The sequence below is a fragment of the Pseudomonas deceptionensis genome, from assembly GCF_900106095.1.
Taxonomy (GTDB): domain Bacteria; phylum Pseudomonadota; class Gammaproteobacteria; order Pseudomonadales; family Pseudomonadaceae; genus Aquipseudomonas; species Aquipseudomonas deceptionensis.
The window spans coordinates 5,061,222-5,077,238 of sequence record NZ_FNUD01000002.1 but is presented as its reverse complement, the minus strand read 5'-3'; the positions used below and the strand labels follow the sequence as shown (position 1 = coordinate 5,077,238).

At 59.0% G+C, this 16,017-nt stretch carries 18 protein-coding genes; 8 read left to right on the top strand and 10 right to left on the bottom strand.

The genetic code is table 11. From position 1 onward, the window contains the following. Positions 1-89: 89 nt before the first annotated feature. Both BLW11_RS23505 and BLW11_RS23500 read right to left on the bottom strand, forming a co-directional pair. Positions 90-305: a TIGR02450 family Trp-rich protein gene (locus BLW11_RS23505; RefSeq protein WP_048360110.1), complete on the bottom strand. Its 216-nt coding sequence runs from the start codon at positions 303-305 to the stop codon at positions 90-92. Next, on the bottom strand, positions 302-1,288 hold the full coding sequence (locus tag BLW11_RS23500) for an NAD(P)/FAD-dependent oxidoreductase (protein ID WP_048360109.1): 987 nt from the start codon (positions 1,286-1,288) through the stop codon (positions 302-304). Before BLW11_RS23500 ends, BLW11_RS23505 begins: the two co-directional genes overlap by 4 nt. A gap of 193 nt (positions 1,289-1,481) precedes the next feature. Here BLW11_RS23500 and BLW11_RS23495 point away from each other — a divergent pair, with 193 nt between their 5' ends. Both BLW11_RS23495 and hemH read left to right on the top strand, forming a co-directional pair. After that, complete coding sequence (locus BLW11_RS23495; RefSeq protein WP_048360108.1) at positions 1,482-2,384, top strand: TIGR01777 family oxidoreductase; 903 nt, start codon at positions 1,482-1,484, stop codon at positions 2,382-2,384. A gap of 13 nt (positions 2,385-2,397) precedes the next feature. Then, a complete protein-coding gene (hemH, locus tag BLW11_RS23490; RefSeq protein WP_048360107.1) occupies positions 2,398-3,423 on the top strand; it encodes a ferrochelatase in 1,026 nt (341 codons plus the stop codon). A 109-nt stretch (positions 3,424-3,532) separates the two neighbouring features. Here the strand turns inward: hemH and BLW11_RS23485 are convergent, their stop codons facing one another. Both BLW11_RS23485 and upp read right to left on the bottom strand, forming a co-directional pair. Continuing rightward, a complete protein-coding gene (locus BLW11_RS23485) occupies positions 3,533-4,807 on the bottom strand; it encodes a uracil-xanthine permease family protein (RefSeq protein ID WP_048360106.1) in 1,275 nt (424 codons plus the stop codon). Position 4,808: 1 nt separating this feature from the next. Next, a complete protein-coding gene (gene upp / locus BLW11_RS23480; RefSeq protein ID WP_048360105.1) occupies positions 4,809-5,447 on the bottom strand; it encodes a uracil phosphoribosyltransferase in 639 nt (212 codons plus the stop codon). A 166-nt stretch (positions 5,448-5,613) separates the two neighbouring features. Between upp and BLW11_RS23475 the strand changes: the two genes are divergently transcribed. Then, positions 5,614-6,171, top strand: a complete 558-nt coding sequence (locus tag BLW11_RS23475) for a hypoxanthine-guanine phosphoribosyltransferase (protein ID WP_048360104.1) — start codon at positions 5,614-5,616, stop codon at positions 6,169-6,171. Between the two features lie 65 nt (positions 6,172-6,236). Next, positions 6,237-7,178, top strand: coding sequence for an AEC family transporter (locus BLW11_RS23470; RefSeq protein WP_048360103.1), 942 nt, complete (start codon positions 6,237-6,239; stop codon positions 7,176-7,178). Here the strand turns inward: BLW11_RS23470 and BLW11_RS23465 are convergent. The 6 genes from BLW11_RS23465 to gatC form a co-directional block, all read right to left on the bottom strand. Further along, on the bottom strand, positions 7,175-7,549 hold the full coding sequence (locus tag BLW11_RS23465; protein WP_048360102.1) for a carboxymuconolactone decarboxylase family protein: 375 nt from the start codon (positions 7,547-7,549) through the stop codon (positions 7,175-7,177). The two genes, BLW11_RS23470 and BLW11_RS23465, sit on opposite strands and share 4 nt — an antisense overlap. An 11-nt stretch (positions 7,550-7,560) precedes the next feature. Beyond that, the gene (locus BLW11_RS23460) at positions 7,561-8,601 is read right to left on the bottom strand and encodes a calcium/sodium antiporter (RefSeq protein ID WP_048360198.1); all 1,041 of its coding nucleotides are present in this window, start codon (positions 8,599-8,601) and stop codon (positions 7,561-7,563) included. A gap of 51 nt (positions 8,602-8,652) precedes the next feature. After that, positions 8,653-9,024, bottom strand: coding sequence for a septal ring lytic transglycosylase RlpA family protein (locus BLW11_RS23455; protein ID WP_048360101.1), 372 nt, complete (start codon positions 9,022-9,024; stop codon positions 8,653-8,655). Between the two features lie 145 nt (positions 9,025-9,169). Further along, positions 9,170-10,615, bottom strand: a complete 1,446-nt coding sequence (gene gatB / locus BLW11_RS23450) for an Asp-tRNA(Asn)/Glu-tRNA(Gln) amidotransferase subunit GatB (RefSeq protein WP_048360100.1) — start codon at positions 10,613-10,615, stop codon at positions 9,170-9,172. A 10-nt stretch (positions 10,616-10,625) separates the two neighbouring features. Next, a complete protein-coding gene (gene gatA / locus BLW11_RS23445; protein WP_048360099.1) occupies positions 10,626-12,077 on the bottom strand; it encodes an Asp-tRNA(Asn)/Glu-tRNA(Gln) amidotransferase subunit GatA in 1,452 nt (483 codons plus the stop codon). A 15-nt stretch (positions 12,078-12,092) separates the two neighbouring features. Further along, positions 12,093-12,380, bottom strand: coding sequence for an Asp-tRNA(Asn)/Glu-tRNA(Gln) amidotransferase subunit GatC (gene gatC / locus BLW11_RS23440; RefSeq protein WP_019825066.1), 288 nt, complete (start codon positions 12,378-12,380; stop codon positions 12,093-12,095). A gap of 210 nt (positions 12,381-12,590) precedes the next feature. On the opposite strand from gatC, the gene mreB reads away from it, so the two are divergent. From mreB to BLW11_RS23420, 4 genes are all read left to right on the top strand, one after another. Continuing rightward, positions 12,591-13,628 carry a rod shape-determining protein MreB gene (gene mreB / locus BLW11_RS23435; RefSeq protein ID WP_003439856.1) on the top strand — a complete coding sequence of 346 codons (1,038 nt, stop codon included), beginning with the start codon at positions 12,591-12,593 and terminating at the stop codon, positions 13,626-13,628. A gap of 143 nt (positions 13,629-13,771) precedes the next feature. Then, a complete protein-coding gene (gene mreC / locus BLW11_RS23430; RefSeq protein WP_074836904.1) occupies positions 13,772-14,839 on the top strand; it encodes a rod shape-determining protein MreC in 1,068 nt (355 codons plus the stop codon). Next, positions 14,839-15,327, top strand: coding sequence for a rod shape-determining protein MreD (mreD, locus tag BLW11_RS23425; protein WP_048360097.1), 489 nt, complete (start codon positions 14,839-14,841; stop codon positions 15,325-15,327). Before mreC ends, mreD begins: the two co-directional genes overlap by 1 nt. Before the next feature lie 52 nt (positions 15,328-15,379). Then, positions 15,380-15,985 carry a Maf family protein gene (locus tag BLW11_RS23420; RefSeq protein WP_048360096.1) on the top strand — a complete coding sequence of 202 codons (606 nt, stop codon included), beginning with the start codon at positions 15,380-15,382 and terminating at the stop codon, positions 15,983-15,985. The last annotated feature ends 32 nt before the right edge of the window (positions 15,986-16,017 follow it).

The following is a 16,017-nucleotide window of genomic DNA, read 5'->3' as shown; positions in this document are numbered from 1 at the left end:
TTGTGGTGATGTACAACTTGAGTTCATCATAGGTCTTGTGTTGTACAAGTCAATCGACTTGTACAAGTATTCTCAGTGCGCTGAAGGAATTATTGCCAGCCCATTTTCCATGCGCCCGCATCCTGCAGGCTTTGCCATGTCAAACGCTGATTGCGCTGGGTAAGCACCGCTTGCAGTTCGATATCGAGCACGGTGCCTTCTTCGTCGCAAAACAGCTGGGTGACCAGGAAGTGTTTTTCACGGTTATGCGGCACCGCTGCTGTCCATTTTGACAGCAGCAATTTGCGGGGGTTGATACGGTTCACGCCAAGTGCTCGATCAGTCGGCGTGCGGCCTCTTGGCCACTTAGCCATGCTCCTTCTACCCGTCCCGACAGGCACCAGTCACCGCAGGCGTACAGGCCCAGGTCGGCATCGGCCAGGGCTCCCCATTCATGGGCCGCGGCTGGCCGGGCATAGAGCCAGCGGTGCGCGAGGCTGAAAATCGGGGCAGGGGTGGGGAAGTGCATCAGCTCGGCAAAAGCACCGTGCAATTGTTCGATGACCGCCTCTTTGGGCAAATCGAGGTTTTGTTTGCTCCATGCACTGGTCGCGTGCAAAACCCAGGTGTCGGGCTGGCTGTCACGCCCGGGCTTGCTGCGGTTGCGGGCCAGCCAGTCCAGCGGGCTGCCTTGTACGAAGCAACCTTCCATCGGCGTGTCGAGCGGAGACTCGAAGGCCAGGGCGACTGCCCAGGCAGGCTCCATTTTTACGCCGGCTGCGGTACTTGCCAATTTGGGCGCGCTGGCCAGCAGGGAGGTGGCCTGCGGCGCCGGGGTGGCAATGATCACGTGGCTGAAAGGGCCGTGTTCGTCACCTTCCGCGTCCAGCAGGTGCCAATGCTTTTCACCGTGTATCAGGTCAGTGATCTGGCACGAGAAACTCACCGGTAAGTGCCCCAGCAGGCCTCGGGTGATGGCGCTCATACGCGGCTTGCCGACCCAGCGGGTTTGCTCATCGGGGGAGGGGGTTAGCTGGCCGTTTTTATAGTGGTACAGGTGCGGCTCCCACTCGATGGCCCAGCCTTTGGCCTGCCATTGCTGGACTTCATCGACAAAGCGCCGGTCTCGCGCGGTGAAATACTGAGCCCCCAGGTCCAGTACCCCGACGTCGCAGCGTTTGCTGGACATTCGCCCGCCGCTGCCACGGCTTTTATCGAAAAGATGAACCGCATGCCCTGCCTTGTGCAGTGTGTTTGCTGCTGCCAGCCCGGCTATGCCGGCGCCAATAATCGCGATAGGTACAGTCATTATGGCCTCGATCTCTGTTTGCACAGACTACGCCGTCGGCAATACCTGTACAATTATATTTGTTAGTATAGGTTTTAGTGCATCTTATAGATCTGTGTGGCCTACTCTTAAATCGGGTCGATGACCCGATAAAAATGTCTTCATATAAAAATAGACCAGTGCTCCCGATAAAACTCCTTGCGAGGATAAACTCATGCACATTTTGCTGACCGGCGGTACCGGCTTGATCGGTCGCCAGCTTTGTCGTCACTGGCTGGCGCAAGGTCATCGTCTCAGCGTATGGAGCCGGCGCCCCGAGCAAGTGGCCAAGTTGTGCGGCGCTCAGGTCAAGGGTGTTGCCACACTTGAAGAACTTGGCCAGGAGCCGGTTGATGCCGTGATCAACCTGGCCGGTGCGCCCATCGCCGACCGGCCCTGGACGCGCAAGCGCAAGGCCGTGTTGTGGAGCAGTCGCATTTCCCTCACCGAGACCCTTTTAGCCTGGCTTGAAACCCGCGGGCAAAGGCCGTCGGTGCTGGTGTCCGGCTCGGCCGTGGGCTGGTATGGCGACGGCGGTGAGCGCGAGCTGACCGAGGAATCGCCGCCGGTCAGCGAAGATTTTGCCAGCCACGTGTGCATTGCCTGGGAAGAAACCGCGCAGCGGGCTCAAGCCTTGGGCATACGCGTGGTACTGGTGCGCACGGGGCTGGTGCTGGCAGCCGAGGGCGGCTTTTTGTCGCGCTTGCTGCTGCCTTTCAAGCTGGCGCTGGGCGGGCCGATAGGCAATGGTCGGCAATGGATGCCGTGGATTCACATCAACGATCAAATAGCCCTGATTGATTTTCTTGTGCATGAGAATGGTGCAAGCGGTCCTTATAATGCCTGCGCGCCGCATCCGGTACGCAACGCTGAGTTCGCCCAGACCCTGGGCCGCGTGTTGCACCGCCCGGCGTTTATGCCCATGCCCACCTTTGTGTTACGCGTGTTGTTGGGCGAGATGTCGGGTTTGTTGCTGGGTGGCCAGAGGGCGATGCCCGAAAAATTGCTGGCTGCCGGTTTTACTTTTCAGTTCACCGATTTGCGTGCGGCGCTCGATGATGTAGCCGCCCGCCTCTGAAATAGGATGTTGCATGACCGACCACGCGCTGTTGCTGGTTAACCTGGGTTCGCCGGCGTCTACTTCGGTAGCGGATGTACGCAGCTACTTGAACCAGTTTTTGATGGACCCGTACGTGATCGACTTGCCGTGGCCGGTACGCCGTTTACTGGTGTCGCTGATCCTGATCAAGCGACCGGAGCAATCGGCCCATGCCTATGCCTCGATCTGGTGGGATGAGGGTTCGCCGTTGGTGGAGCTCAGCCGCCGCTTGCGGCAGGCCATGACCAAGGAGTGGACCCAGGGTCCGGTTGAGCTGGCCATGCGCTACGGCGAACCTTCCATTGAAACGGTACTGACCCGCCTGGCCGCTCAGGGCATCAAAAAGGTCACGTTGGCGCCGCTGTACCCACAGTTCGCCGACAGCACCGTCACCACGGTGATTGAAGAAGCCAGGCGAGTGGTCAAAACCCGAAAGCTGCCCATTCAGTTCTCTATCCTGCAGCCGTTTTATGATCAGCCCGAATACCTCGATGCACTGGTGGCCAGTGCCAGGCCGCATCTGGAGCAGGACTACGATCACCTGTTGCTGAGCTTTCACGGCTTGCCTGAACGGCATTTACACAAGCTGGATCCGACCGGCAATCACTGCTTCAAGAATGAAGACTGCTGCCAGAATGCATCGCCCGCTGTTTTGGCGACCTGTTATCGGGCGCAGTGTTTGCGTACGGCGCAGGCGTTTGCAGAGCGTATGGGCCTGCCCGAGGGCAAGTGGTCGGTAGCGTTCCAGTCCCGTTTGGGGCGGGCCAAGTGGATTGAACCCTACACCGAGGCACGGCTGGATGCATTGGCCAAACAGGGTGTGAAGAAGATTCTGGTGATGTGCCCGGCGTTTGTGGCCGACTGCATCGAAACCCTGGAAGAGATCGGTGATCGCGGGCGCGAGCAGTTCATTGAGGCGGGGGGCGAGGAGTTGGTGCTGGTGCCGTGTCTCAATGACAGTCCGCAGTGGGCGGCAGCGTTGAACACGTTGTGTGAAAGGGCGCCGATGGCGTTGTAAAGGCTTAAGAGCCCTCTCCCGGAGGGTGAGGGCACTAAAGGCAAAAGCAGATTTGTGTAACACCCCCCCAAACACTCCCAAAGGGAGAGAGTAGGGGGGTAAAGCCGATTTAGAGAATCGGCTCGTTACCTTTCTTCTTTTTCCAGGCGTCATTGCCCGGCAGGATCAGGTTAAGCGCAATCGCAACGATGGCGCACAACGCGATGCCCTTGAGACCGAAGTCTTCAGGGCCCATGCCTGTACCGATCAGCACACCGCCAATCCCGAATACCAGCGTTACTGACACGATCACCAGATTGCGCGCTTCACTCAGGTCAACCTGGTGGCGGATCAGGGTGTTCATGCCCACAGCAGCAATCGAGCCGAACAGCAGGCACAGAATTCCGCCCATCACAGGTACCGGAATGCTTTGCAGCAGGGCGCCGAACTTGCCGACAAAAGCCAGACTGATGGCGAAGATCGCCGCCCAAGTCATGATTTTCGGGTTGTAGTTCTTGGTCAGCATCACTGCGCCAGTCACTTCGGCGTAGGTGGTGTTGGGCGGTCCGCCCAGCAGGCCGGCTGCGGTGGTGGCAATGCCGTCACCGAACAGTGTGCGGTGCAGGCCCGGCTTTTTCAGGTAGTCACGACCGGTCACGCTGCCCACGGCAATCACGCCGCCGATGTGTTCAATGGCCGGGGCCAGAGCCACGGGGACGATAAACAGAATCGCCTGCCAGTTGAACTCGGGAGCCGTGAAGTGCGGCAGGGCGAACCACGGGGCTGCAGCGATTTTGGCCGTATCGACTACGCCGAAGTAGAACGCCAGGGCAAAGCCCACCAGCACGCCGGCAATGATCGGCACCAGACGGAAAATCCCTTTACCGAACACGGCTACGATCAAGGTAGTCAGCAAGGCTGGCATCGAGATCATCATGGCGGTCTGGTAGTGGATCAGCTCGGTACCGTCTTCAGCGCGGCCCATGGCCATGTGCGCGGCAATCGGCGCCATTGCCAGGCCGATGGAGATAATCACCGGACCAATCACCACCGGTGGCAGCAAACGGTCAATAAAACCGGTGCCTTTGATCTTTACCGCGAAGCCGAGGAAGGTGTACACGAAACCGGCTGCCATCACCCCGCCCATGGTCGCTGCCAGGCCGAACTGGCCTTTGGCGAGAATGATCGGAGTAATGAAAGCGAAACTCGAAGCCAGAAAGACCGGCACCTGGCGCCGGGTCACGATCTGGAACAGCAGAGTCCCGAGACCCGCCGTGAACAGCGCGACGTTAGGGTCGAGGCCGGTAATTAGTGGCATCAACACCAACGCGCCAAAGGCCACGAAGAGCATCTGCGCGCCAGATATGATCTGGCGCCAGAGCGGGTCGTTGAACTCGTCCTGCATGTTAAACGTCCTTTTGCTTGGTGCCGAAGATCTTGTCGCCGGCATCGCCCAGGCCCGGAATGATGTAGCCGTGCTCGTTCAAACGCTCATCAATAGAGGCGGTGTAGATGATTACGTCCGGGTGAGCGGCTTCAACAGCAGCAATCCCTTCAGGTGCGGCAACCAGCACCATGGCGCGGATTTCCTTGCAGCCGGCTTTTTTCAGCAGGTCAATGGTGGCAACCATGGACGAACCGGTGGCCAGCATCGGGTCGATAATCATCGCCAGACGCTCGTTGATTTCCGGTACCAGTTTTTCCAGGTAGGTGTGGGCCTGGAGGGTTTCTTCGTTGCGGGCAATACCGACAGCGCTGACTTTAGCGCCCGGGATCAGGCTCAGCACGCCTTCGAGCATGCCGATACCGGCACGCAGAATCGGCACTACGGTAATTTTCTTGCCGGCGATTTTTTCAACCTGGACAGTGCCGCACCAGCCTTCAATCTCGTAGGTTTCGAGGGTCAGGTCTTTGGTGGCTTCATAGGTCAGCAACGCGCCGACTTCCTGAGCGAGCTCACGGAAGTTCTTCGTGCTAATGTCTGCGCGGCGCATAAGGCCGAGCTTGTGACGGATCAGCGGATGGCGGATCTCACGGATGGGCATAAGTAAAGGCTCCGGTTGGGCAGGCAAAAAAAGCGGCCTAGATTAATCTAATCCGGGGTGATGTCCTACAGACATTACTGCACGTTAGTCCATAAATGCTTGATCTGAGCCATGCGGGTGCGTACCTTTGCCCGCTTTTCTTGCACAACCCCCCCTGGAGAGCGTCATGTCTGCTGATCTCGAGCATATCCGTCAAATCATGCGAGAGGCTGACTGCCTGTACACCGAAGCTGAAGTCGAAGTGGCGATTGCCCGCGTTGGCGCGCAAATCACGGCTGAAATGGCCGAGACCAATCCAGTAGTATTCTGTGTGATGAACGGCGGCCTGATTTTTTCCGGCAAGCTGCTCACCCATCTGAAATTTCCGCTTGAAGCGTCGTACCTGCACGCTACGCGCTATCGCAATGAAACCACTGGCGGCGACCTGTTCTGGAAAGCCAAGCCAGAAGTGTCGTTCATTGACCGTCACGTGCTGATCATCGATGACATCCTCGATGAGGGTCACACCCTGAGCGCCATCGTCGAATTCTGTAAACACGCCGGTGCCCGCCAGGTGCACACCGCAGTTCTGATCGACAAAGACCACGACCGCAAAGCGCGTCCGGACCTGAAGGCCAACTATGTGGGCTTGCCGTGCATTGACCGTTACATCTTCGGCTATGGCATGGATTACAAAGGTTACTGGCGTAATGCTGCTGGCATTTATGCCGTTAAAGGTATGTAAGAAAGGACGTTGAAGCTTTCCTGGTGAGAGCTTCAGCCCGGCTTTACCTCTACGAGTGAGCTGCCATGCTGGCTATCTTCCTTCAGACGCTCACGATTACTGCTCCCGTGTTTGCCATGCTTTTTTTAGGCGTGGTGCTCAAGCGCGTGGGCTGGATCAATGACAACTTTATCCATACAGCGTCGGCCCTGGTGTTCAACGTCACCATGCCGGCGTTGTTGTTTCTGGGTATTTTGCATGCTGATCTCAGAGCGGCCCTTCAGCCCAAGGTGCTGGCTTACTTCGTCCTGGCGACATTTGCCAGCTTTGCCTTGGCCTGGGGCTGGTCGATCTGGCGCTGCCCGCGTGAGGATCGCGGCATCTACACCCAGGGTGCCTTTCGCGGCAACAACGGTGTCATCGGCCTGGCTCTGGCGGCCAGCATGTACGGCGACTACGGGATTTCCCTGGGCGCGGTGCTCGCCGGTCTGGTGATTCTGCTCTACAACACCCTGTCGACCATCGTGCTGGCGGTTTACAGCCCGGTGATCAAGTCCGACCCGTGGAGTATCTGCAAAAGCGTGTTCAAGAACCCGCTGATTATCAGCGTTCTGGGCGCTGTGCCTTTTGCAGTGTTCAAGATCGGTTTGCCCGGCTGGCTGCAGGCATCCGGCGAATACCTGGCCGCGATGACCTTGCCGCTGGCGCTGATTTGTATCGGTGGCACGCTATCGCTTGCGAGTTTGCGCAAAAGTGGCGACATGGCGCTGAGCGCCAGCCTGGTGAAAATGGTCAGCATGCCCCTGCTGGCAACCCTGGGTGCATGGCTGTGCGGCTTTCGCGGGCCGGAGTTGGGGATTCTGTTTCTGTACTTCGCCAGCCCGACTGCTGCGGCCAGCTATGTCATGGCGCGGGCGGCTAACGGCAATCACGAATTGGCGGCCGCGATCATCGTGATCACTACCTTGATGGCAGCAATCACGACCAATATCGGGATCTTCGTGTTGCAGTGGGGCGGCTGGATTTAGCCCTGCTCGTGAGCATTGATCACTTCTTGTGCCGCGCGAAATGCATCCATGGCCGCAGGCACCCCGGCGTAAACGGCGCAGTGCAACAATGTTTCGCGGATCTCTTCGACCGTGCAGCCGTTGTTCAGTGCGCCGCGTACATGGCCTTTGAGTTCTTGCGGGCACTTGAGGGCGGTCAGGGCGGCGAGGGTGATGAGGCTGCGGGTTTTCAGTGACAACCCCTCGCGGTTCCATACACCGCCCCAGGCGTGTTCGTTGACGAACTCCTGTAGCGGCTGGGTGAACTCGGTGGCATTGCCCAGGGCGTGGTCGACAAAGGTGTCGCCCATTACCTGGCGGCGCATTTCAAGGCCGGTCTTTTTAGTGTCCATGGTAAAACTCCTCAGTGTTGTCGACGCCAGGCGCGCAGGGTACTGAACAGCAAAAACACCAGCAGCGCCGGCAAGATGAAAAACAGCATCAAATGTTCAAGCTTGCCGGCCAGCGGCATGCCGGTGGTGAATGACACCACATGTAGCCCGTAGGCCAGGTACAAGCCCAGGAACAACAGCCCTTCGCCACGGGTGATGCGGTAGCCGGTATAGAACACCGGCAGGCACAGTGCCGCGACCCCCAGCATCACCGGCAAGTCGAACGCGAGGGCGTTGGGTGACACGGACAAGGGCGCTGGCGCCACCAGAGCCGTCAGGCCCAGAACCCCCAGCAGATTGAACACGTTGCTGCCAATCACGTTGCCGACCGCAATTTCGCGCTGGCCGCGAACAGCGGCGACCAGAGAGGTGGCCAGCTCCGGCAGCGAGGTGCTCACGGCAATGATGGTCAGGCCGATGATCCGTTCTGACAGCCCCAGCTCCGTGGCGACTGTGACTGCTGCACCGAGCAGCAGATGCCCGGCAACCCCCAGCAGCACCAGGGCGGTAAGTATCAGCAGTACGTTGTGCAGCCACGGGGTGGGGGGCAGGTCATGGCTGGCGTGGTGATGCCCGCTGTGACGCGACTGTCGCAGCAGCAGGCCCAGATAGATCAGCAGCCCGCACAGCAAGGCAACGCCGTCCAGGCGGTCGAGTTGCTTGTTCAGCGCCAGAGCGAAGACCAGGCCGCTGGCGAGGATCATCAGGGGGATGTCCAGACGCACCAGCTGGCGGGACACGCGCAGGGGGATGATCAGCGCCGAGAGCCCGAGAGTGACCAGGATATTGAAGATGTTGCTGCCGATGACACTGCCCACGGCGATGTCCGAGGTGTCATTGAACGCGGCTTGCAGGCTGACGGTCATCTGGGGGGCGCTGCTGCCCAGCGCCACGACGGTGAGGCCGATCAGCAGCGGGCGTACCTTCATATTGGCGGCCATGCGTACGGCGCATCGCACCAGCAATTCTGCCCCGGCGATCAACAAGACAAGACCGCAGAGCAATTGCAGCAGGTTCCACGGTGATAGCGCGCTCAAGCCTAAAATAACGGCAACTCCCTCAAATTAGTCACTCAAGCCCTGAACCCGGACTTTGGCTGTGCCCGTGCTTAGCATATCCAGCTGTTGGGCGGCCTTGCGTGAAAGATCGATCAGGCGGCCACGGGTGTGCGGTCCGCGATCATTGATGCGCACCACGACAGATTTGTCGTTTTTCAAATTGGTGACCAGTACCCGCGTCCCGAAAGGCAGTGCGGGGTGTGCGGCGGTAAGGGCATTCTGGTCGAAAGGTTCGCCGCTGGCGGTGCGCTTGCCGTGGTGGCGAGCGCCGTAATAAGAGGCCGTGCCGGTTTTGTCATAGCCTCGGGGGTCTATGTCGTGGCTGGCACAGCCGGCGAGCAAGCTGAGCAGGGCGCAGGCGCCGAGTAGCCGCTTCATGGAGTAGTCCTTATGTTGGCTGTAAATAACCTGTAGCCGCTGCCGCAGGCTGCGATGGGTTGCGCAGCGACCCCGCTTTTGTATCAAAAGCGAAGGTCCTGCGGTCCTTATCGCAGCCTGCGGTAGCGGCTACAGGGGACGAGCCTTAGCCTTCGAGTTTGCTTTTGAGCAGCTCGTTGACCTGTTGCGGGTTGGCTTTGCCTTTGGAGGCTTTCATCGCCTGGCCCACAAAGAAGCCGAACATCTTGCCGCGCTTGGCTTCGTCTGCCGCACGGTACTGCTCGACTTGTTCGGCGTTGGCCGCCAGCATTTCATCCAGCACCTTTTCAATGGCGCCGCTGTCGGTCACTTGCTTGAGGCCGCGCTTCTCGATGACCTCGTCTGCACTGCCTTCGCCATTGGCCATGGCTTCGAGCACAACCTTGGCGATTTTGCCGGAGATGGTGTTGTCCTTGATGCGTTGCAACATGCCGCCCAGTTGCTCGGCGGTGACCGGCGACTGGTCGATGTCCAGGCCTTGCTTGTTGAGCAGGCTGCCCAGCTCAACCATGACCCAGTTGGCCGCCAGCTTGGCGTCGTCACTGATGCTCACGACTTTTTCGAAGTAGTCCGCTTGCTCGCGGCTCGAAGCCAGCACGCTGGCGTCGTAGGCGGACAGGCCGAACTGCAACTGGAAACGCTCGCGCTTTTGCGGTGGCAGTTCCGGCAGGGTGGCCCGCACGTCTTCGATAAACGAATCTTCGATCACCACCGGCAGCAGGTCAGGGTCGGGGAAGTAACGGTAGTCGTTGGCTTCCTCCTTGCTGCGCATGGCGCGGGTTTCGTCTTTGTTCGGATCGTACAGGCGGGTCTGCTGAATGACCTTGCCGCCGTCTTCGATCAGCTCGATCTGACGGCGTACTTCGCTGTTGATCGCCTTCTCGATAAAACGGAACGAGTTGACGTTCTTGATCTCGCAGCGGGTGCCGAACTCGGCCTGGCCGAACGGGCGGATCGATACGTTGCAGTCGCAACGCAGGGAGCCTTCAGCCATGTTGCCGTCGCAAATGCCCAGGTAACGCACCAGTGCGTGCATCGCCTTGACGTAGGCCACGGCCTCTTTGGCGCTGCGCATGTCCGGTTCGGAAACGATTTCAAGCAACGGTGTGCCTGCACGGTTCAGGTCGATGCCGGTGGCGCCGCTGAAGTCTTCGTGCAGGCTTTTGCCGGCGTCTTCTTCCAGGTGGGCACGGGTGATGCCGACACGTTTCACGGTACCGTCTTCAAGGGTGATGTCCAGGTGGCCCTTGCCGACAATCGGCAGTTCCATCTGGCTGATCTGGTAGCCCTTGGGCAGGTCCGGGTAGAAGTAGTTCTTGCGGGCAAACACGTTGTGCTGAACGATTTCGGCATCAACGGCTACACCGAACATGACCGCCATACGGACGGCTTCCTGGTTCAGCACGGGCAGTACGCCGGGCATGCCCAGGTCAACCAGGCTGGCCTGGGTGTTCGGTTCTGCGCCAAAGGTGGTGGCGCTACCGGAGAAAATCTTCGATTGGGTGGCGAGCTGGGAGTGAATTTCCAGCCCGATCACAACTTCCCATTGCATATGTTTCTCCTCAGAAGCCGGCAGGTGAGCGCGTGTGCCAGTCAGTGTTGAGCTGATACTGGTGAGCGACGTTGAGCAGGCGGCCTTCCTGGAAGTAAGGCGCAAGCAACTGCACGCCTACTGGCAAGCCATCGACAAAACCGGCTGGCATCGACAGGCCCGGCAGGCCCGCAAGGTTGGCGGTAATGGTGTAGACGTCTTCCAGATAGGCTGAAACCGGGTCGCTGTTTTTAGCGCCGATTTTCCAGGCCGGGTTAGGCGTGGTTGGGCCGAGGATGATGTCGACTTCATTGAATGCGGTCATGAAGTCATTTTTGATCAGGCGACGGATTTTTTGCGCTTGCAGGTAGTAAGCGTCGTAGTAACCCGCCGACAGGGCGTAGGCACCGACCAGAATGCGGCGCTGTACTTCCGGGCCAAAGCCCTCGGCGCGCGAGCGCTTGTACAGGTCGGTGAGGTCTTTCGGGTCTTCGCAGCGATGGCCGAAGCGCACGCCGTCAAAACGCGACAGGTTGGACGAAGCTTCAGCCGGGGCGATTACGTAGTACGCCGGAATGGCGTGCTGCATGTTCGGCAGGCTGATGGGCTTGATCACGGCGCCGAGCTTTTCAAGCACCTTGATGCTGTTGTGAACCAGCTCTGCAATGCGCGCGTCGAGACCTTCGCTGAAGAACTCTTTCGGCACGCCGATCCGCAGGCCTTGCAGCGAACCATTAAGGTTGGCGCTGAAGTCAGGTACGGGTTCATCGATGCTGGTGGAGTCTTGCGGGTCGAAGCCGGCCATGCCTTGCAGCAGGATGGCGCAGTCTTCGGCAGTGCGAGCCAATGGGCCGCCCTGATCGAGACTGGAGGCGTAAGCGATCATGCCCCAGCGCGAAACGCGACCGTATGTCGGTTTCAGACCGGTGAGGTTGGTCAGGGCTGCCGGCTGTCGGATAGATCCGCCAGTGTCGGTGCCTGTCGCCGCAGGTAACAGACGAGCGGCGACTGCCGCTGCCGAACCGCCCGAAGAACCGCCCGGAACGTGCTCGAGGTTCCACGGGTTTTTGACCGCACCGTAGTAGCTCGATTCGTTGGCCGAGCCCATGGCGAACTCGTCCATGTTGGTCTTGCCCAGGGTCACGGCGCCTGCAGCAGCCAGCTTGGCAACTACAGTGGCGTCGTATGGCGCCTTGAAGTTGTCGAGCATTTTGGAGCCGCAGCTGGTGCGTACGCCCAGGGTGCAGAACAGGTCCTTGTGCCCGATCGGTGCGCCCAGCAGGGCGCCGGTTTCACCGTTGGCGCGACGTGCGTCGGCAGCCTTGGCCTGCTCTAGAGCAAGGTCTTCGGTGAGAGTGATGAAGCTGTTGAGCTGAGGATCGAGCTGGGCGATACGCGCCAGCAGGGTCTTGGTCAGCTCTTCGGAAGAAAACTTTTTATCGGCGAGTCCGCGGGCGATCTCGGCCAGAGTCAATTGATGCATGCAGGCTCTTTCCCTTTACTCGATGACTTTCGGAACCAGATAGAGGCCGTTTTCGACCGCTGGAGCGATGGACTGATAAGCCTCGCGATGATTGCTTTCAGTCACGACGTCTGCACGCAAGCGCTGGCTGGCCTCCAGAGGGTGGGCCATAGGCTCGATGCCTGTGGTGTCGACAGCCTGCATCTGATCAATCAGCCCCAAAATGCTGTTAAGGGCTTCGGTGGTGCGTGGAATATCGGCATCATTGAGACCAAGGCGGGCCAAATGAGCGATTTTTTCCACATCGGAGCGGTCTAGCGCCATGGGATTCTCCAGTGGAAAACAGGACGGATGCTATCCGTGTGTTAGATTGACGGAACACTACCGCATTTCTACGGTCATATGGCCGCGATTGTGGGGCTTGGTGCTCTCAAAAGCTGTCAATTTAACATATTGGTGCCTTGCCCAAAATCCCTGTCGTTGTTAGAGTTTGTCGCACTTTTTTACCCACGCGTTGCCTAGGGTCCCTTTCCCATGTTCAAGAAACTGCGTGGCATGTTTTCCAGCGATCTTTCCATCGACCTGGGCACTGCCAACACCCTTATTTACGTGCGTGAGCGCGGTATCGTCCTGAATGAGCCATCGGTTGTGGCTATTCGGACACACGGTAACCAGAAAAGTGTCGTTGCCGTTGGCACCGAGGCCAAGCGCATGCTTGGCCGTACACCGGGCAACATTGCTGCCATTCGTCCGATGAAAGACGGTGTTATCGCCGATTTCAGCGTTTGCGAAAAAATGCTGCAGTACTTCATCAACAAGGTGCATGAAAACAGCTTCCTGCAACCTAGCCCACGAGTACTGATTTGCGTGCCTTGCAAGTCGACTCAGGTAGAGCGTCGTGCCATTCGTGAATCGGCACTCGGCGCGGGCGCCCGTGAAGTGTTCCTGATCGAAGAACCAATGGCTGCTGCCATCGGTGCCGGCTTGCCGGTTGAAGAAGCTCGCGGCTCGATGGTTGTCGATATTGGTGGTGGTACCACTGAAATCGCGCTGATCTCCCTGAACGGTGTGGTTTATGCCGAATCCGTACGGGTTGGCGGCGACCGCTTCGACGAAGCGATCATCACTTATGTGCGTCGTAACTACGGCAGCCTGATTGGTGAATCGACGGCTGAGCGCATCAAGACCGAAATCGGTACTGCCTTCCCGGGTGGCGAAGTACGTGAAGTCGACGTACGCGGCCGTAACCTGGCAGAAGGTGTCCCACGTGCCTTCACCCTGAACTCCAATGAAGTGCTTGAGGCTCTGCAAGAGTCGCTGGCAACCATCGTTCAGGCTGTGAAAAGCGCGCTGGAGCAGTCTCCGCCAGAGCTGGCTTCGGACATCGCCGAGCGTGGTCTGGTACTGACCGGTGGTGGCGCCTTGCTGCGTGACCTCGACAAGTTGCTGGCTCAGGAAACCGGTCTGCCGGTGATTGTTGCCGAAGACCCGCTGACCTGCGTTGCGCGTGGCGGTGGCCGTGCGCTGGAAATGATGGATAAACACACAATGGACCTGCTCTCCAGCGAATAAGATCGCGTGGTGCAGTCCTTTGGTTATCACCAGAAGGTAGCACTTTGCAGTGCTGCCTTTTGGCGTTTATCTTCTGTCAATCTTCATCCAGGCCGCTTGAAGCCGTATGAATAAATTGAACACTTGCCCGGGAGGAGCGGCCTATTAAACCGCTCTTTTCCAAAGGCCCGTCATTGGGCGTGCGCTTTCTGGTGCTGGTCGTGCTATCCGTCACGCTGATGGTAGTGGACGCTCGCTTCACGTTGCTCAAGCCTGTGCGCAGTCAAATGTCGCTGGTGCTGATGCAGTCCTACTGGATCACCGATTTGCCGCAGCGATTGTGGCAGGGCGTGGCCAGTCAGTTCGGCAGCCGTACCGAGCTTGTGGCTGAAAACGAGAAACTCAAAACTGAAAACCTTCTGCTTCAAGGCCGCATGCAAAAGCTGGCCGCCTTGACCGAGCAGAACGTTCGCCTGCGCGAGTTGCTGAACTCTTCTGCGCTGGTCAACGAAAAGGTCGAAGTGGCCGAGCTGATCGGCATGGACCCCAACCCCTTTACCCATCGCATCATCATCAACAAGGGTGAGCGCGACGGTGTGGTGCTGGGTCAGCCAGTGCTCGACGCACGCGGGCTGATGGGGCAGGTGGTTGAGTTGATGCCCTACACCTCCCGTGTACTGTTGCTCACCGATACCACCCACAGCATTCCGGTGCAGGTAAACCGTAACGGCCTGCGTGCGATTGCCAGCGGTACGGGTAACCCCGAGCGTCTGGAACTGCGCCATGTGGCCGACACTGCGGATATCAAAGTGGGTGACTTGCTGGTCAGCTCGGGCCTGGGGCAACGCTTCCCGGCCGGTTATCCGGTGGCGACCGTCAAGGAAGTGATTCACGACTCGGGTCAGCCGTTTGCCATTGTGCGTGCGGTTCCCACGGCGGCATTGAATCGCAGTCGCTACCTGCTGCTGGTGTTCAGCGATAGCAGAACCCCGGAAGAGCGGGCCAACGATGCGGCCAAGGCCCAGGAGGCCGAGCAGAACGGTGAAGCACCGCCGATTATCCCGGCAACTGTGCCCAAACCGGTCGCTCCTGCTCCGGTTGTTGCGCCCGTCGTGGTTCCTGCCCCGGCAGTCACTGATCCCAAGGCTGTGAAAAAACCTGCGCCAGTTGCAACCCCCGCGGCCGCCAGGCCGCCAGCCGCTGTGCCGGCCACTACTCGGGAGAGGCAATAATGGCGAGTACGCGTTCGAGTAACAGCTGGCTTATCTGGCTGACGTTTGCCATAGGCATGTTGCTCAGCATCTCACCGATGCCGCAGTTCATGGAAATTCTGCGTCCGCTTTGGCTGGCTCTGTTATTGGCTTTTTGGGCCTTATACATGCCGCACAAAGTGGGTATGGTTACAGCGTTTTGCCTGGGGCTGGCCGAAGACGTGCTGTACGGCACGTTGCTGGGGCAGAACGCCCTGACACTGACCCTTATCACCTTCCTGGTACTGTCGCTTCAGCAGCGTCTGAGGGTGTTCCCGATGTGGCAGCAATGCCTGGTGCTGCTGGTGATTTTCGGTCTGGCTCAGCTTGCCCAGTTGTGGCTCAGTGCCTTGACCGGGAACCGACAGCCGACTCTGGCGCTGGTGCTACCCGCGTTGGTCAGCGCTCTGTTGTGGCCCTGGATCAGCTATGGGCTTCGCGGGTTGTGCAGACGCTTTAAAATCAATTAACCGGATCGCGAGCCATTTCCTGGTTTGTGCACTTTGACAGGGAGATGTCTCGATGACTTCGCTTTATCTGGCCTCTGGCTCACCACGTCGGCGCGAGTTACTGACTCAAATCGGCGTGCCGTTCCAAACGGTCAGTGCCGCCATTGACGAAACTCCCCTCCCGAATGAGTCCCCGGTGGCCTATGTCGAGCGCCTGGCGCGCGAGAAGGCCCTGGCCGGACGTCAACAGTTGCTCGGCGCATTGTCTGGCAGTACCCATTGCGTGCTGGGGGCCGACACGGCCGTTGTGCTCGATGAACGTATTCTAGGCAAACCGGTCGACGAGGCTGACGCCTTGGCTATGCTCATGGCGCTGTCTGGCCGAGAGCACGAGGTGTTGACCGCCATCGCACTTGTTGACGCCGGGCGCTGCGAGACCCGTGTGGTCAGCAGCCGGGTGCGCTTTCGCAACATCAGCACACAAGAAGCCAGCCTGTACTGGGCCAGCGGTGAACCCCGGGACAAAGCCGGTGGCTATGCCATTCAGGGGTTGGCAGCGGTGTTTGTTGCAGGCCTTAATGGTAGTTATTCCGCCGTTGTGGGCTTGCCTGTGTGCGAAACCGCAGAACTGCTGGGGCATTTCGGCATACCCTGTTGGCAAAACCTTACCGTGCGCTGAATACCGCACCTACGAGACGTGGCACTAATGTG

Excerpts from the sequence above, each read along its gene's own strand:
- BLW11_RS23500 (WP_048360109.1), bottom strand. The coding sequence starts at position 1,288 with ATGACTGTACCTATCGCGATTATTGGCGCCGGCATAGCCGGGCTGGCA.
- BLW11_RS23495 (WP_048360108.1), top strand. The coding sequence starts at position 1,482 with ATGCACATTTTGCTGACCGGCGGTACCGGCTTGATCGGTCGCCAGCTT.
- hemH (WP_048360107.1), top strand. The coding sequence starts at position 2,398 with ATGACCGACCACGCGCTGTTGCTGGTTAACCTGGGTTCGCCGGCGTCT.
- BLW11_RS23485 (WP_048360106.1), bottom strand. The coding sequence starts at position 4,807 with ATGCAGGACGAGTTCAACGACCCGCTCTGGCGCCAGATCATATCTGGC.
- upp (WP_048360105.1), bottom strand. The coding sequence starts at position 5,447 with ATGCCCATCCGTGAGATCCGCCATCCGCTGATCCGTCACAAGCTCGGC.
- BLW11_RS23475 (WP_048360104.1), top strand. The coding sequence starts at position 5,614 with ATGTCTGCTGATCTCGAGCATATCCGTCAAATCATGCGAGAGGCTGAC.
- BLW11_RS23470 (WP_048360103.1), top strand. The coding sequence starts at position 6,237 with ATGCTGGCTATCTTCCTTCAGACGCTCACGATTACTGCTCCCGTGTTT.
- BLW11_RS23465 (WP_048360102.1), bottom strand. The coding sequence starts at position 7,549 with ATGGACACTAAAAAGACCGGCCTTGAAATGCGCCGCCAGGTAATGGGC.
- BLW11_RS23455 (WP_048360101.1), bottom strand. The coding sequence starts at position 9,024 with ATGAAGCGGCTACTCGGCGCCTGCGCCCTGCTCAGCTTGCTCGCCGGC.
- gatB (WP_048360100.1), bottom strand. The coding sequence starts at position 10,615 with ATGCAATGGGAAGTTGTGATCGGGCTGGAAATTCACTCCCAGCTCGCC.
- gatA (WP_048360099.1), bottom strand. The coding sequence starts at position 12,077 with ATGCATCAATTGACTCTGGCCGAGATCGCCCGCGGACTCGCCGATAAA.
- gatC (WP_019825066.1), bottom strand. The coding sequence starts at position 12,380 with ATGGCGCTAGACCGCTCCGATGTGGAAAAAATCGCTCATTTGGCCCGC.
- mreB (WP_003439856.1), top strand. The coding sequence starts at position 12,591 with ATGTTCAAGAAACTGCGTGGCATGTTTTCCAGCGATCTTTCCATCGAC.
- mreD (WP_048360097.1), top strand. The coding sequence starts at position 14,839 with ATGGCGAGTACGCGTTCGAGTAACAGCTGGCTTATCTGGCTGACGTTT.
- BLW11_RS23420 (WP_048360096.1), top strand. The coding sequence starts at position 15,380 with ATGACTTCGCTTTATCTGGCCTCTGGCTCACCACGTCGGCGCGAGTTA.